This window comes from Aquimarina sp. Aq107, from assembly GCF_943733665.1.
GTDB lineage: Bacteria > Bacteroidota > Bacteroidia > Flavobacteriales > Flavobacteriaceae > Aquimarina.
The window spans coordinates 4,134,232-4,148,350 of sequence record NZ_OX030782.1 but is presented as its reverse complement, the minus strand read 5'-3'; the positions used below and the strand labels follow the sequence as shown (position 1 = coordinate 4,148,350).

The window sequence follows — 14,119 nt, the reverse complement described above, 5'->3', positions numbered from 1 at the left end:
AATATTTTTTTAAAAAAATGTTTGCAGACCAAAAAGAATATATTAAATTTGCACCCGCAATGACGCATTGGTCTATGGTGTAACTGGCAACACGTCTGGTTTTGGTCCAGAAGAGTCTAGGTTCGAGCCCTAGTAGACCAACATAAAAGAGCTACATTTTATATGTAGCTCTTTTTTTTATTTAGATCTAATGATTGAATTATATTTTGAAGGTTAGAACCGGTCTTTTAGCATGATTTACCACGTCTTCTCCAAGACTGCCATTAATAAAATGCGATAGCCCTTTTCTTCCATGTGTGCTAATCCCTATAAGACCCGCATCTACAGAATTTGCAAAATTTAAAATTCCTTTCTCTACGTTAATGTCGTTGTAAATATTTAATGTATAATTGTCAATAGGTAGATCAGCAATCATTAGATTCATTTTTTCTTCCGTTTCCTTAGTTGTTTTAAAACTATTTGCTGTGTTTATCCATACTAAGTGTAATTTTGCTTCTAGTTGTTTAGAAAATTCATGTGCTGATATTAACGAAGGCTTATCTTCATCATCAAAATTAGTAGCATAAACAAGGTCGTTAACATTATATATATCACAATCTTCTTTAATTACAAGTACAGGTTTTTCTGAGGTTCGAACTACTTTTTCAGCATTAGAGCCAATAAATAATTCTTCAAACCCAGAGGACCCATGAGAACCCATTATAATCATGTCTATATTATTCTTGTCACACGAATCCATAATTCCACGAAGAACATCTTCAAAACTAACAGTTTCAATCACTTCTAGATCCTTTAGGTAGTCGCTGGCTAAAACTTCTTCAAACTTCTTATGTGTTTGTTTCATAAAAAATATGGCTTCCGGCGCAGAAGAGGAAGCTCCAGAAGACATTAAGTCAACCAGATGAACTGGCATTTCTAAGATATGTAAAAGATAGATCTGACAATCGTTCTTTTTAGCAATTTGTGCTGCTACTTTTAAGGCGCTTTCTGCTTGAGTGGAAAAATCAGTGGGTACTAGAATTCTTTTAATCATGGTTAAGTGTGTTTAAGAGAAAATTATCAATATCCAAGTAGCACTTGGTTTAGGTTAGTTGTTTTTTATGTATGTGAACTGTAGATTAAATTGTATTTTTCTTATGATTCTTAAAATCGATAGGTTGTAATATGCTAACAGTCATTTAAATTTACGAATAAATTCATTCTTAAGTAGATTTTGAATCTAAGATATTATTACTATCTTTGCACCGTTGAAATTAAAAAACCAGATTGAGGGGACGAAAAGTCCCCTCTTTTTATCTGCCTATGTCATTAAAAGATAAAGTTCAAAGTTTGTTAGCAGAAGCCTTAGAAGAAAGGCCTTCTCTTTTCTTGATCAGTCAAAAAATACATCCTGGTAACATCATAGAGATTATTGTTGATGGTGATGGTGGTATAACTGTAGAGGATTGTATAGCTCTAAGTAGGGCTATCGAGCATAATTTAGATAGAGAAGAAGAAGATTTTTCTTTACAGGTGATGTCTGCTGGAGTTTCTGAAGGCTTAGTTCATCGACGTCAGTACAAAAAGAATATAGGTAGAAAATTAAAGGTAAAAACTGAAGGTGGTAATACTATTGAAGGAGAGTTAGTTTCTGTGTCTGATAATAGTATAGATTTGGTTTGGAAAGCAAGAGAACCAAAACCAGTAGGAAAAGGAAAAATAACGGTAACAAAGGAAGCTTCTGTTTCTTATGATGAAATACAGGAAGCTAAAGTTATGATAACATTTTAATTATAAATTGATATGGAAAATATCGCATTAATAGAGTCATTTTCAGAATTTAAGGATGATAAGTTAATCGATCGTGTTACGCTAATGGCGATCTTAGAAGATGTGTTTAGAAATGCATTAAAAAAGAAATTTGGTAGTGATGATAATTTCGATATCATTATAAATCCTGATAAAGGGGATTTAGAAATTTGGAGAAACCGTGTGGTTGTTGCTGATGGTGAGGTTGAGGATGGAAATCAGGAAATATCAATTTCTGAAGCACAAAAAATAGAACCAGATTTTGAAATTGGAGAAGATGTTTCTCAGGAAGTGAAATTAATAGATTTAGGTAGACGTTCAATTTTGGCTTTACGTCAGAATTTAATTTCTAAAATTCACGAACACGATAATACTAATATCTATAAACAATTTAAAGAATTAGAAGGAGAGATATATACCGCAGAAGTACATCATATTCGTCATAGAGCGATTATTTTGTTGGATGATGAAGGTAATGAGATTATTTTACCAAAGGATAGGCAGATACCTTCTGATTTTTTCAGAAAAGGAGAAAATGTTAGAGGTGTAATTGAATCTGTGGAATTAAAAGGTAATAAACCTGCGATTATAATGTCTAGAACATCTCCATTGTTCTTAGAGAAGTTGTTTGAGTCGGAAATTCCAGAGGTTTTTGATGGTTTGATTACTGTTAAGAAAGTTGTTAGAATACCGGGAGAAAAAGCAAAAGTAGCTGTAGATTCTTATGATGATAGAATTGATCCTGTTGGAGCTTGTGTAGGTATGAAAGGATCTCGTATTCACGGTATCGTAAGAGAACTTGGGAATGAAAATATCGACGTTATAAATTATACAAATAACCTTCAGTTGTTTATTACTAGGGCTTTAAGTCCTGCTAGAGTAACATCTATAAAACTTAATGAAGAGGGTAGCCGGGCAGAGGTTATGTTGAAGCCAGAAGAAGTTTCTAAAGCAATTGGACGGGGAGGACATAATATTAGATTGGCAGGTCAGTTAACAGGTTATGAGATTGATGTGTTTAGAGAAGGAGTTGAAGAGGATGTTGAATTATCAGAATTCTCTGATGAAATAGACTCTTGGATTATAGAAGAATTTGCTAAAATAGGATTAGATACAGCTAAGAGTATTTTAGAACAAGATATTAAGGACTTAGTAAAAAGAACAGATCTTGAAGAAGAGACTGTTAGTGAAGTTATTAGAATATTAAAATCAGAATTTGAAGATTAATAACTTCAATTAATTTATATTTGAGCATAAAATAATAAGGCATTTATGGCTGAAGCAAAAACAATGAGATTAAATAAGGTATTACGCGAATTCAATATCTCGCTAGATCGGGCTGTTGACTTTTTGAATTCAAAAGGTCATGAGATAGACTCGCGTCCTACCACAAAGATTTCTTCGGAGATCTATCAGCTGTTGTTTGATGAGTTCCAGACAGACAAGAGTAAGAAGGTAGCTTCAAAAGAGGTTGGTGAGGAAAAAAGGAAAGAGAAAGAAGCGCTGAGAGTGCAGATTGAAACGGAACAAGAGGAGAGACGTAAGCGTGCCGAAGCTCGTGAAGTTGTGAAAGCCAAAGCCCAATTGACTGGACCTAAACAAGTAGGTAAAATAGAATTGGATAAGAAAGAAGAAGTTGTTGAGAAGCCCGAAGAAAAAGCAACAACCGAAGAAGCTCCTAAGAAAGAAGAGGTAAAAGAAGTTGAAAAGGAGAAAGAAGAAGTAAAAGAAAAGACTCCTGAAGTGGTTTCTAATAGGCCTGCTAAAAAAGGTATAAAAATTGCTAAAGTTGCAGCAATAGATCTGGAACAAAAGAAAGCTTCTAAACCTGCAGAGCAACCGGCTAAAAAGGAACCTTCTCCATCTAAAGAGGCGGAACCCCAAGGAGAACCTGTAAAGGTTGAAACTCAATATAAAAAATTGGATGGTCCTAATTTTACAGGCCAAAAGATTGATTTAACGAAGTTTCAGAAACCTCCTAAAAAGAAAGAGGATAAATCTAAATCTTCTGATAGCGATCCAAAAAAGCGTCGCAGAAGAATTAGTAAAGAAGGTGGTGCTAAACCTGGAGGAGGACCAGGAAATAGACAAGGTGGAAATCGAGGACGAGGTCCAGGAAATCGAGGTCCAAATCGAGGTCCAGGAAAAGGTAAAAGACCTGCTGTAGTTAAGGAGGAGCCTAGTGAAGAAGAAGTACAAAAACAAGTAAGAGAAACTCTTGAAAAACTTCAAGGGAAATCAAATAAATCCAAAGCGGCTAAGTATCGTAGAGATAAGCGTGATCAGCATCGCCAAAAGGCAGAAGATGATGTGGCTCAACAAGAACAAGAAAGTAAAGTTCTTAAGGTAACTGAGTTTGTTACAGTTTCTGAGGTAGCAACCATGATGGATGTTCCTACGACTCAAGTAATATCAGCTTGTATGTCATTAGGTATTATGGTTACTATGAACCAGCGTTTGGATGCAGAAACCCTTTCTATTGTTGCAGATGAATTTGGATATGAAGTTGACTTTGTAACATCTGATATTGAAGAGTCAATAGAAGAAATAGTAGATGCTCCAGAAGATCTTGTACTTAGAGCGCCTATTGTTACTGTTATGGGACACGTTGATCACGGTAAAACTTCTTTGTTAGATTATATTCGTGAAGAAAATGTAATAGCAGGAGAAAGTGGTGGAATTACGCAGCATATTGGAGCGTATGGTGTTCAACTAGAAAATGGTCAAAAGATTGCATTCCTAGATACACCAGGTCACGAAGCGTTTACAGCGATGCGTGCTCGTGGTGCTCAGGTAACGGATCTAGCAATTATTGTGATAGCGGCAGATGATGATGTGATGCCACAAACAAAAGAAGCAATTAGTCACGCGCAGGCTGCGGGTGTTCCGATTGTTTTTGCAATAAATAAAGTAGATAGACCAGAAGCTAATCCTGATAAGATTAAGGAAAAACTAGCTTCTATGAATTTACTGGTAGAAGATTGGGGAGGAAAAATTCAATCCCATGATATTTCTGCTAAAACAGGACAAGGTGTTAAAGAGCTTTTAGAAAAAGTGCTTCTGGAAGCAGAAATATTAGAACTTAAAGCGAATCCGGATAGATTGGCATCTGGTACTGTGGTAGAAGCATTTTTAGATAAAGGTAGAGGATATGTGTCAACAATTTTAGTACAAACAGGTACACTACAAGTTGGAGATTATGTATTGGCCGGAAAGAATAGTGGTAAGGTTAAGGCAATGCAGGATGAACGTGGTAAGAACGTTAAGAAAGCAGGTCCTTCAACACCAGTATCTATTTTGGGTCTAGATGGTGCTCCTCAGGCAGGTGATAAGTTTAGTGTTTTAGAAGATGAAAGAGAAGCAAAAGATATAGCTTCTAAAAGAGCACAGTTGCATAGAGAGCAATCAGTACGTACACAGAGACATATTACACTTGATGAAATTGGACGTCGAATTGCACTTGGAGACTTTAAGGAATTAAATATTATTCTTAAGGGTGATGTTGATGGTTCGGTAGAAGCGTTAACGGATTCATTCCAGAAGTTATCGACAGAAGAGATTCATGTAAATATAATCCATAAAGCAGTAGGAGCAATTACAGAAAGTGATGTGTTATTAGCATCTGCTTCTGATGCTATTATAATAGGATTTAATGTGAGACCTGCAGGTAATGCCCGTCAGGTTGCTGATAAAGAAGAAATCGATATCAGAACATATTCGATTATATACGATGCGATTAATGATCTAAAAGATGCAATGGAAGGTATGCTTTCTCCTGTGATGAAGGAAGAAATTACTGGTACCGCTGAGATTAGAGAAACATTCAAGATATCTAAAGTTGGAACAATTGCAGGTTGTATGGTTCAAACAGGTAAAATTATACGTAACGCTGGAATTCGTTTAATACGTGAAGGTGTAGTTGTATATACTGGGGAGCTTGCTTCTTTAAAGAGGTTTAAGGATGATGCTAAAGAGGTTTCTAAAGGATATGATTGTGGATTGCAGGTTAAAAATTATAATGATATTAAGATAGGCGATGTAATAGAATCTTTCCAGGAAGTTGCTGTGAAGAAAAAATTATAAAACCGACATAGAATTATAATAAAAAAGCCCGATCAATTTTGATCGGGCTTTTTTTGTTTGTTATATAGATTTTGATGTTTATTTTTTTTCTGGTTTAAAAGGAAACGCATTAGGAAATTCTTCTCTTATCTCTTTTAATGCTCGATCCGTCTCTAATTTGCTTCGATAATTACCTATCCATACTTTATGATTGGGAGTTTCATAAACTATGTCTGCTCTCCATTGAGGGAAAGACTTCTCTGCATTGTTTCTAATTGTGTTTGCGTTTTTTAGATCACCTGTGTATAATTGAATCCTGTAGTTCTCGCTAAGAACACCATCTTTGTCCATTTTGGTTTTAATGTTTAACAGCTGGTTGATTCGTGGATCTTGGTTGATAGTAATGGTTGGTTCGGCTGGTGGAGTCATCTCAATAGTGGTAAAAACCGTTGGATTATCCAAATTTGTGGAATCTTGTGCGCTTATATAGGTGATTCCTGTAAAACAAAAACCTAATAATAAAAGGTTGTTTTTTTTGTTTAAAATTCTCATTACAAATAGATTTGATACAAAGGTAAAGTTTAATAACTCAAAATCCTTTAAAAATATTATTTAGAATTATTATAAATTACCACTTAACACTTCGCTAACATTTCTAAAATCGACTTATTATAGTACTTTTGCTGTCGAATTAAATGGACGTGGTTTTTGTGTCATTTTTTACAAATAATGAAAAAACCATACCAAAATTTAGACGATAATTCTACTTAATAATATGAAACAGGTGAAATACCGAAATTCAGCCTCAAAACTCCTACTCTTAGGAACTGTTTTTTTGTTCTCTTTATTGAATCCAGTTTTTGCTCAGGAAGAAGCTGTGTCAACTGAAGCCGCTGCTGTGGAATCAGCTGCTGGTGGTGATGTTGCAAAAGGAGAAGCGTTATTTAAATCGCTATGTGCTGCTTGTCACAAGCGTTATAAGAAAATGACAGGTCCAGCATTGTTTGGAGTTACAGAGAGAAGAGATACAGAATGGTTGTATTCTTGGATTAAGAATAGTGCAGCAATGATTGCTTCTGGAGATGCAGACGCAGTTGCAATTTTTGAAGAGTACAAGAAGACTCCGATGAATGCCTTTCCTCAATTAACAAACACGGATATTGATAATATTTTGGCGTATGTAATGGTGCCTAAAGCCCCGCCGAAAGTTACAGAATTACAGGCTGTTGACGGTCAATCTGATGGTTCTGGAGTGTCTTCTAATTTAGTTTTAGCAGCTTTGGCATTAGTGTTCCTAATGTTGGTAGTAGTGTTGTTTTTAGTTAATAAAACACTTAGGAATTTTGCAGAAGCAAATGGTGTACAATTACCTGAAGAAGTAGCTAGAACTCCAATATGGAAAGCATTTGTGCAAAATCAATTTTTAGTGTTGGTTTCTGCAATATTTGTATTGCTTGCTAGTGGATACTTTGTTTATGGTTATTTTATGCAAGTTGGAGTTGATCAGGGATATATGCCAATTCAACCAATACATTATTCTCATAAAATACATGCAGGAGACAATAAAATAGAATGTAAGTACTGTCACTCTTCGGCTAGAGTTTCTAAACATTCAGGGATTCCATCTCTTAATGTTTGTATGAACTGTCACAAATCAATTAGTGAGGTTGCTGAAGGTACTGCAACAGCTGATTATTCGAAGGAGTTTTATGACGGTGAAATTAAGAAGTTATATAAAGCTGTTGGTTGGGATGAGAGCTCTCAGTCTTACACTGGGGAAACTGAGCCTGTAAAATGGGTGCGTATCCATAATTTACCAGACTTTGCATACTTTAATCACTCTCAGCACGTAAGCGTAGCGGGTATAGAGTGTCAGAAGTGTCACGGACCTGTAGAGGAAATGGAAATTATGTATCAACATGCTCCATTGACAATGGGATGGTGTATTAACTGTCACAGAGAGACTAATGTGAAAATGGAAGGCAATGAGTATTATGATAAAATACACAAAGAATTGTCTAAAAAGTATGGAGTGGATAAGTTAACAGCTGCTCAGATGGGTGGTCTGGAATGTGGTAAGTGCCACTATTAATAAAATGATTTATTCGTCGTTTAAGCGAAAAAATAAGTAAGAAGCTAATATCAATTATATATGTCATCAAACAAGAAATACTGGAAAAGTGTTGAAGAGCTAAACGAAAATAGCTCTATTGTTGAGACGCTACAACAAAATGAGTTCGTTCAGGAGATTCCTACGGATGAGTTTTTAGGAGATAAGTCATCTCTAGAAAGTTCTTCGACTTCACGTCGTGACTTTCTTAAATATGTAGGTTTTAGTACAGCGGCTGCATCTTTAGCAGCTTGTGAAGGACCAGTAATTAAATCAATACCATATGTAGTACAGCCAGAAAGAATAGTTCCTGGTGTTGCTAATTATTATGCGACTACTATTGCAGATGGTTATGATTTTGCAAGTGTTTTAATAAAAACAAGAGAAGGTCGTCCAATCAAGGTAGAAAATAATAACCTTGCTACTTCTAATGGAGAGGCAAATGCTAGAGTTCATGCTTCAGTATTATCATTGTATGATAGTACTCGTTTGCAAGGTCCCAAAAAAGGAGATGAAGATATTAGTTGGGATGTTCTTGATAAAGAGGTTGGATCTAAGCTAAATAGTTTAGGAGGAAAACAAATTGTATTGTTAACTCAGACATTTGCTAGTCCTTCTACATCTAAATTGATATCAGAGTTTAAAGCAAAATATGCTAATGTTTCTCAAGTGGTATATGATGCTATATCTTACAGTGAAGCATTAGACGCTTACGAAATGATGTATGGAGAAAGAGCATTAGCTGATTATGATTTTTCTAAAGTAAATACTATTGTAAGTATAGCTGCTGATTTCTTAGGAGATTGGCAAGGAGGAGGATATGACAGTGGATATGCACAAGGACGTGTTCCTGAAAATGGGAAAATGTCTAAACATATCCATTTTGAAGCAAATATGTCATTATCTGGAGCAAATGCAGATAAAAGAGTAAAAGCAACGCCTACTCAACAAAAACAGGTGTTAGCAGCTTTATATAAATATGTTACTGGTGCCGGATCCAAAGGAGCATTGGATGCTGGTTTGGATGCCGAAGTTGTTAAAGCGGCTAAGCATATACAGAAAGCAGGAAGCAACGCAGTTGTAGTTTCTGGTATTCAAGATGTGGATGCTCAATTGTTAGTTTTGGCTATTAATAAGCATATTAGTAGTAAAGCATTTAATGAAGCTACACCAAGAAAAATTCGTCAAGGTAATGCTAAGGCGGTAGCTCAGTTGGTGAAGGATATGAATGCAGGACGTGTTGGTGCACTTTTAATAGCAGGTGTTAATCCAGCATATTCTCTTCCGAATGCAAATGAGTTTAAAGAAGGTCTTAAAAAAGTTGACGTTTCTGTTGCTTTTAGTATGCATAATGATGCCACAGCATCTGAGTGTACTTATGTTGCGACTACACCTCATTATTTAGAGTCTTGGGGAGATGTAGAATTAAAGAAAGGTAGCTACAGTTTGATGCAACCTACTATTCGCCCTCTATTTGATACTAGACAATTTCAAGAAACATTATTGAAGTGGACAGGTAATACTGCCGCTTATAACGATTATATTAAAGATGCTTGGACAGGTGTACTAGGAGGTACTTCTTGGAATCAGGCATTACATGATGGAGTATTGGTTAAGCCAGTGCTTGCTAAGGAGTCATTAGAGACTGCTATTGCTGCTCCAGAAGGAGACGCTGTAGAGGTTGAAGTACCTGTTGGTCCTAATATTGGAGCTGCGGCAAGAAGATTGGCTACAGCAAAATCAAATGGACTAGAGCTTACTTTATATACGAAGACTGCATTAGGTGATGGACAACAGGCTAATAACCCTTGGTTGCAAGAGATGCCTGATCCTATAACCAGAGCTTCTTGGGATAATTATCTTACAGTTTCAAGAGCAGATGCAGAGGCTAATGGCTTGATGAATGAAAATGTTGCGAATGGAGCTTTAAATGGTAGTTATGCAACTGTTACAGTGAATGGAGTTAATGTGACTGCACCTGTTATTATACAACCAGGTCAAGCACAAGGAACTATTGGTTTAGCTTTAGGATACGGTAAAAAAGTCGGTGTAAAAGAAGAAATGCAAGTAGGTGTTAATGCATTTGCATTATACCAGAATCAAAATGCGGTACAATCTGTTTCTGTTTCAGTGGCTGAGGGTACACATGAATTTGCTTGTGTACAGTTACACAATACTTTAATGGGGCGTGGAGATATTATCAAAGAAACGACTCTTGAAATATTTAATACTGGCAATCCGAAAGAGTGGAACAAAATGCCTCAGGTAAGTAAGGATCATATAGAGTTTGATGTTACTTCACCAGAAGTTGATCTTTGGGATGAGTTTGATCGTTCAGTAGGTCACCATTTTAATCTTTCTATAGACTTAAATGCTTGTACAGGATGTGGAGCTTGCGTTATTGCATGTCACGCAGAAAATAATGTCCCTGTTGTTGGTAAGTCCGAGATTAGAAGATCTCGTGATATGCACTGGTTGCGTATCGACCGTTATTATTCTTCAGAAGAAAGTTTTGATGGAGATAATAAGAAGAAAGATGCTATTTCTGGTTTAGGTAGTTCTTTATCTGAATTTGGTGAAATGGAAGTTCCTTCTGATAGCCCAGAGGTAGCGTTTCAACCTGTAATGTGTCAACATTGTAATCACGCACCTTGTGAAACTGTTTGTCCAGTAGCGGCAACATCACACGGAAGACAAGGTCAGAATCATATGGCTTATAACCGTTGCGTAGGAACAAGATATTGCGCAAATAACTGTCCTTATAAAGTACGTAGATTTAACTGGTTCTTGTATAATGAAAACGATGAGTTTGATTATCATATGAACAATGATCTAGGTCGTATGGTATTAAATCCAGATGTAACTGTTCGTTCAAGAGGGGTTATGGAAAAATGTTCTATGTGTATCCAAATGACTCAGAAAACAATTTTGGATGCTAAAAGAGAGGGAAGAGCAATTAAGGATGGAGAATTCCAAACTGCTTGTTCGGCTGCTTGTTCTTCTGGAGCAATGACATTTGGAGATATAAATGATAAGGATAGCAAAGTAGCTAAATTAACAGAGGATAAACGTATGTATCACTTACTAGAGCATGTAGGTACAAAACCAAATGTGATGTACCAGACGAAAGTAAGAAATACTACAGAAGCCTAATTAACTAAATAAAGAATCAATTCAATTATAAAGGATTATGTCTCATTACGAAGCACCTATAAGAAAACCTTTAGTAACTGGTGATAAAACTTACCACGATGTAACAGTGGATGTAGCTGCACCAGTTGAAGGAAAAGCAAATAAATCTTGGTGGATTGTGTTTTCTATCGCGCTTATTGCTTTCCTTTGGGGAATAGGTTGTATAATTTATACAATTTCCACAGGTATTGGTACCTGGGGACTTAATAAAACAGTAGGATGGGCGTGGGATATTACCAACTTCGTATGGTGGGTAGGTATCGGTCACGCGGGAACATTAATTTCTGCTGTATTATTGTTATTCCGTCAGAAGTGGAGAATGGCGATCAACAGATCTGCAGAAGCGATGACCATATTTTCGGTTATTCAGGCAGGTTTATTTCCAATAATTCACATGGGACGTCCTTGGTTGGCCTATTGGGTATTACCTATTCCAAATCAATTTGGATCTCTATGGGTAAACTTTAATTCACCATTACTTTGGGATGTATTTGCGATCTCTACATATCTTTCAGTTTCTTTGGTATTCTGGTGGACTGGATTGTTGCCTGATTTTGCGATGATAAGAGACCGGGCTATAACACCGTTCAATAAGAAAATATATGGTATACTTTCTTTTGGATGGAGTGGTAGAGCAAAGGATTGGCAACGTTTTGAGGAAGTTTCCTTAGTACTTGCAGGTTTAGCAACACCATTAGTACTTTCTGTACATACAATTGTATCTTTTGACTTTGCAACATCTGTTATTCCTGGATGGCATACGACTATATTTCCTCCTTATTTTGTGGCAGGTGCAATTTTCTCTGGATTTGCAATGGTAAACACATTACTTATTATAATGAGAAAGGTGTCGAATCTGGAAAACTATATTACAATACAACATATAGAATTAATGAACATTGTAATAATGATTACAGGTTCAATAGTTGGTGTTGCGTATATAACCGAACTGTTTGTTGCTTGGTATTCTGGAGTAGAGTATGAACAGTATGCTTTCTTAAATAGAGCAACTGGTCCTTACTGGTGGGCTTATTGGGCGATGATGTCTTGTAATGTATTCTCTCCTCAGTTTATGTGGTTTCCAAAATTGAGAAGAAGTATAATGTTCTCATTCATTATATCTATTGTAGTAAATATTGGAATGTGGTTCGAGCGTTTTGTGATTATTGTTACTTCGCTTCATAGAGATTATTTACCATCATCTTGGACAATGTTCTCTCCTACATTTGTAGATATTGGAATATTCATAGGTACGATTGGATTCTTCTTTGTGTTATTTTTATTGTATGCACGTACATTCCCGGTAATAGCACAGGCAGAAGTTAAAACAATATTGAAATCTTCTGGAGAGAAATACAAAAAGTTAAGAGAAGCTGGTATTGATCATAGAGATGAGTTGCCTAAAGTAGCTACTAAGATTACATCCGAGGAAAATACAACTGGAACAGTGTCTGATGAAGTTAAAAGTGTTGAGGATGCTAGTCAAGATGATATCAATAACTTATTAGGAAACTTAGGAACTTTTGATGCGTCTACGCAGACAGCTGATGATCTTAAGAAAGTGAACGGTATTGGTCCAGTAATGGAGAAAAAATTGAATGAAATTGGAATCTATACTTTCGATCAGGTAAGTAAGATGACCGAAACAGAGTACAATTTATTAGATAGTATTACAGGGTCTTTCCCAGGGCGAGCACAACGTGATGATTGGGCTGGGCAAGCTGAAAAATTAAAAAACAACTAGAAGTATGGCATCTAAAGTTATACATGCATTATATACAGATGATGATGTCCTAATGGACGCTGTGAAGCAGGTTCGAGGAGAACATTATCATATTGAAGAGATATACACACCTTTTCCTGTTCACGGTCTTGATAAAGCAATGGGATTGGCTCCTACTAGGTTAGCAATAACATCTTTTATGTATGGATGTGTTGGACTTACAGTGGCGATTACTATGATGAATTTCATTATGATAGAAGATTGGCCTCAAAATATTGGTGGTAAGCCAAGTTTTAGTTATATCGAAAATATGCCTGCGTTTGTTCCTATCATGTTCGAACTTACAGTATTTTTTGCGGCGCATTTGATGGTTATAACTTTTTATATGAGAAGTAAACTATGGCCATTTAAGGAAGCTGAAAATCCAGATGTAAGGACAACAGATGATCATTTCTTAATGGAGATAGATGCTAGTCATCACGATGTAGATACGATGACAAGTTTCTTAAGCAATACAGGAGCTGTAGAGATTAAAGTAATAGATAAGCAAGAAGATAACCATTAGTAATAATGAAGAATAGTTTAAATATAATAGTAGTTGCAATAATGATGATTACAATTGTTTCTTGTAAAAAAGATTCAAAGCCTAATTATCAATATATGCCTAATATGTATGAACCTGTAGGTTACGAAACTTATGGCCAATATGGAGTTTTTCCAGGAGGTCAAGAAGCTATGTTGCCTGCGGAAGGTTCTATTCCAAGAGGTTGGATGCCTTATGATTATAAGAATGCGCCAGAAGGGTATCAGTTAGCTAAAGATTCTTTAAGAAATCCTATTCGATATACTAAGGAGAATGAGGAGAGTGGAAAAGCATTGTATGATATTTATTGTGCGATTTGCCATGGAGAAAAGGGAGATGGAAAAGGTACCTTAGTTAAAAGAGAAAAAATTCTTGGTGTTCCTAGTTACGATGATGTAGGTAGGGCAATTACTGAAGGTAGTATCTATCACGTAATGTATTATGGTATTAATTCTATGGGGTCATATGCTTCTCAAACGAATGAGAATGAACGTTGGCAGATTGTACAATATGTACAAAAGCTAAAGGCTGATCTTGAAGGAAAAACTGCCCGTATTGATACGGAAGTAGTTTCTCGGACATTAGAAGATACTACTCATAACACAACAGAAGAGAACCACGATAACGCACATTAGTGCATTTGTTAAAAGTTAAGAATAAC

At 35.9% G+C, this 14,119-nt stretch carries 10 protein-coding genes and 1 tRNA gene; 9 read left to right on the top strand and 2 right to left on the bottom strand.

All coding sequences use genetic code 11. The annotated features are described in order from the left end of the window. Window positions 1–68: 68 nt before the first annotated feature. Window positions 69–141, top strand: a tRNA-Gln gene (locus NMK29_RS18035). Between the two features lie 58 nt (window positions 142–199). Here NMK29_RS18035 and NMK29_RS18030 read toward each other — a convergent pair. Next, complete coding sequence (locus NMK29_RS18030; protein WP_369862822.1) at window positions 200–1,033, bottom strand: universal stress protein; 834 nt, start codon at window positions 1,031–1,033, stop codon at window positions 200–202. Window positions 1,034–1,302: 269 nt separating this feature from the next. Between NMK29_RS18030 and rimP the strand changes: the two genes are divergently transcribed. From rimP to infB, 3 genes are read left to right on the top strand one after another with little or no spacing between them, the layout of a single operon-like run. After that, window positions 1,303–1,770 (top strand): ribosome assembly cofactor RimP, encoded by a 468-nt coding sequence (rimP, locus tag NMK29_RS18025; protein ID WP_108802245.1) that lies wholly within the window; start codon window positions 1,303–1,305, stop codon window positions 1,768–1,770. A 12-nt stretch (window positions 1,771–1,782) separates the two neighbouring features. Continuing rightward, a complete protein-coding gene (gene nusA, locus NMK29_RS18020) occupies window positions 1,783–3,015 on the top strand; it encodes a transcription termination factor NusA (protein WP_027393429.1) in 1,233 nt (410 codons plus the stop codon). Between the two features lie 45 nt (window positions 3,016–3,060). Beyond that, the gene (gene infB, locus NMK29_RS18015) at window positions 3,061–5,871 is read left to right on the top strand and encodes a translation initiation factor IF-2 (protein WP_108802244.1); all 2,811 of its coding nucleotides are present in this window, start codon (window positions 3,061–3,063) and stop codon (window positions 5,869–5,871) included. A 78-nt stretch (window positions 5,872–5,949) separates the two neighbouring features. Here infB and NMK29_RS18010 read toward each other — a convergent pair whose 3' ends face one another. Beyond that, window positions 5,950–6,402 carry an SPOR domain-containing protein gene (locus tag NMK29_RS18010; protein ID WP_108802243.1) on the bottom strand — a complete coding sequence of 151 codons (453 nt, stop codon included), beginning with the start codon at window positions 6,400–6,402 and terminating at the stop codon, window positions 5,950–5,952. A 223-nt stretch (window positions 6,403–6,625) separates the two neighbouring features. On the opposite strand from NMK29_RS18010, the gene NMK29_RS18005 reads away from it, so the two are divergent. From NMK29_RS18005 to NMK29_RS17985, 5 genes are read left to right on the top strand one after another with little or no spacing between them, the layout of a single operon-like run. Next, entirely contained in the window at window positions 6,626–7,942 is a 1,317-nt protein-coding gene (locus tag NMK29_RS18005) for a c-type cytochrome (protein WP_108802242.1), read from the top strand. Between the two features lie 60 nt (window positions 7,943–8,002). After that, window positions 8,003–11,113, top strand: coding sequence for a TAT-variant-translocated molybdopterin oxidoreductase (locus NMK29_RS18000; protein WP_108802241.1), 3,111 nt, complete (start codon window positions 8,003–8,005; stop codon window positions 11,111–11,113). Window positions 11,114–11,147: 34 nt separating this feature from the next. Next, the gene (gene nrfD, locus NMK29_RS17995) at window positions 11,148–12,896 is read left to right on the top strand and encodes an NrfD/PsrC family molybdoenzyme membrane anchor subunit (protein WP_108802240.1); all 1,749 of its coding nucleotides are present in this window, start codon (window positions 11,148–11,150) and stop codon (window positions 12,894–12,896) included. 4 nt (window positions 12,897–12,900) lie between these two features. Next, window positions 12,901–13,440: a DUF3341 domain-containing protein gene (locus NMK29_RS17990; RefSeq protein WP_108802239.1), complete on the top strand. Its 540-nt coding sequence runs from the start codon at window positions 12,901–12,903 to the stop codon at window positions 13,438–13,440. A gap of 5 nt (window positions 13,441–13,445) precedes the next feature. After that, window positions 13,446–14,093 (top strand): cytochrome c, encoded by a 648-nt coding sequence (locus NMK29_RS17985; protein WP_108802238.1) that lies wholly within the window; start codon window positions 13,446–13,448, stop codon window positions 14,091–14,093. The last annotated feature ends 26 nt before the right edge of the window (window positions 14,094–14,119 follow it).

What these genes read in the sequence shown, in the direction of transcription:
- NMK29_RS18030 (WP_369862822.1), bottom strand. Translation starts at nt 1,033, where the DNA reads ATGATTAAAAGAATTCTAGTACCCACTGATTTTTCCACTCAAGCAGAA.
- rimP (WP_108802245.1), top strand. Translation starts at nt 1,303, where the DNA reads ATGTCATTAAAAGATAAAGTTCAAAGTTTGTTAGCAGAAGCCTTAGAA.
- nusA (WP_027393429.1), top strand. Translation starts at nt 1,783, where the DNA reads ATGGAAAATATCGCATTAATAGAGTCATTTTCAGAATTTAAGGATGAT.
- infB (WP_108802244.1), top strand. Translation starts at nt 3,061, where the DNA reads ATGGCTGAAGCAAAAACAATGAGATTAAATAAGGTATTACGCGAATTC.
- NMK29_RS18010 (WP_108802243.1), bottom strand. Translation starts at nt 6,402, where the DNA reads ATGAGAATTTTAAACAAAAAAAACAACCTTTTATTATTAGGTTTTTGT.
- NMK29_RS18005 (WP_108802242.1), top strand. Translation starts at nt 6,626, where the DNA reads ATGAAACAGGTGAAATACCGAAATTCAGCCTCAAAACTCCTACTCTTA.
- NMK29_RS18000 (WP_108802241.1), top strand. Translation starts at nt 8,003, where the DNA reads ATGTCATCAAACAAGAAATACTGGAAAAGTGTTGAAGAGCTAAACGAA.
- NMK29_RS17990 (WP_108802239.1), top strand. Translation starts at nt 12,901, where the DNA reads ATGGCATCTAAAGTTATACATGCATTATATACAGATGATGATGTCCTA.
- NMK29_RS17985 (WP_108802238.1), top strand. Translation starts at nt 13,446, where the DNA reads ATGAAGAATAGTTTAAATATAATAGTAGTTGCAATAATGATGATTACA.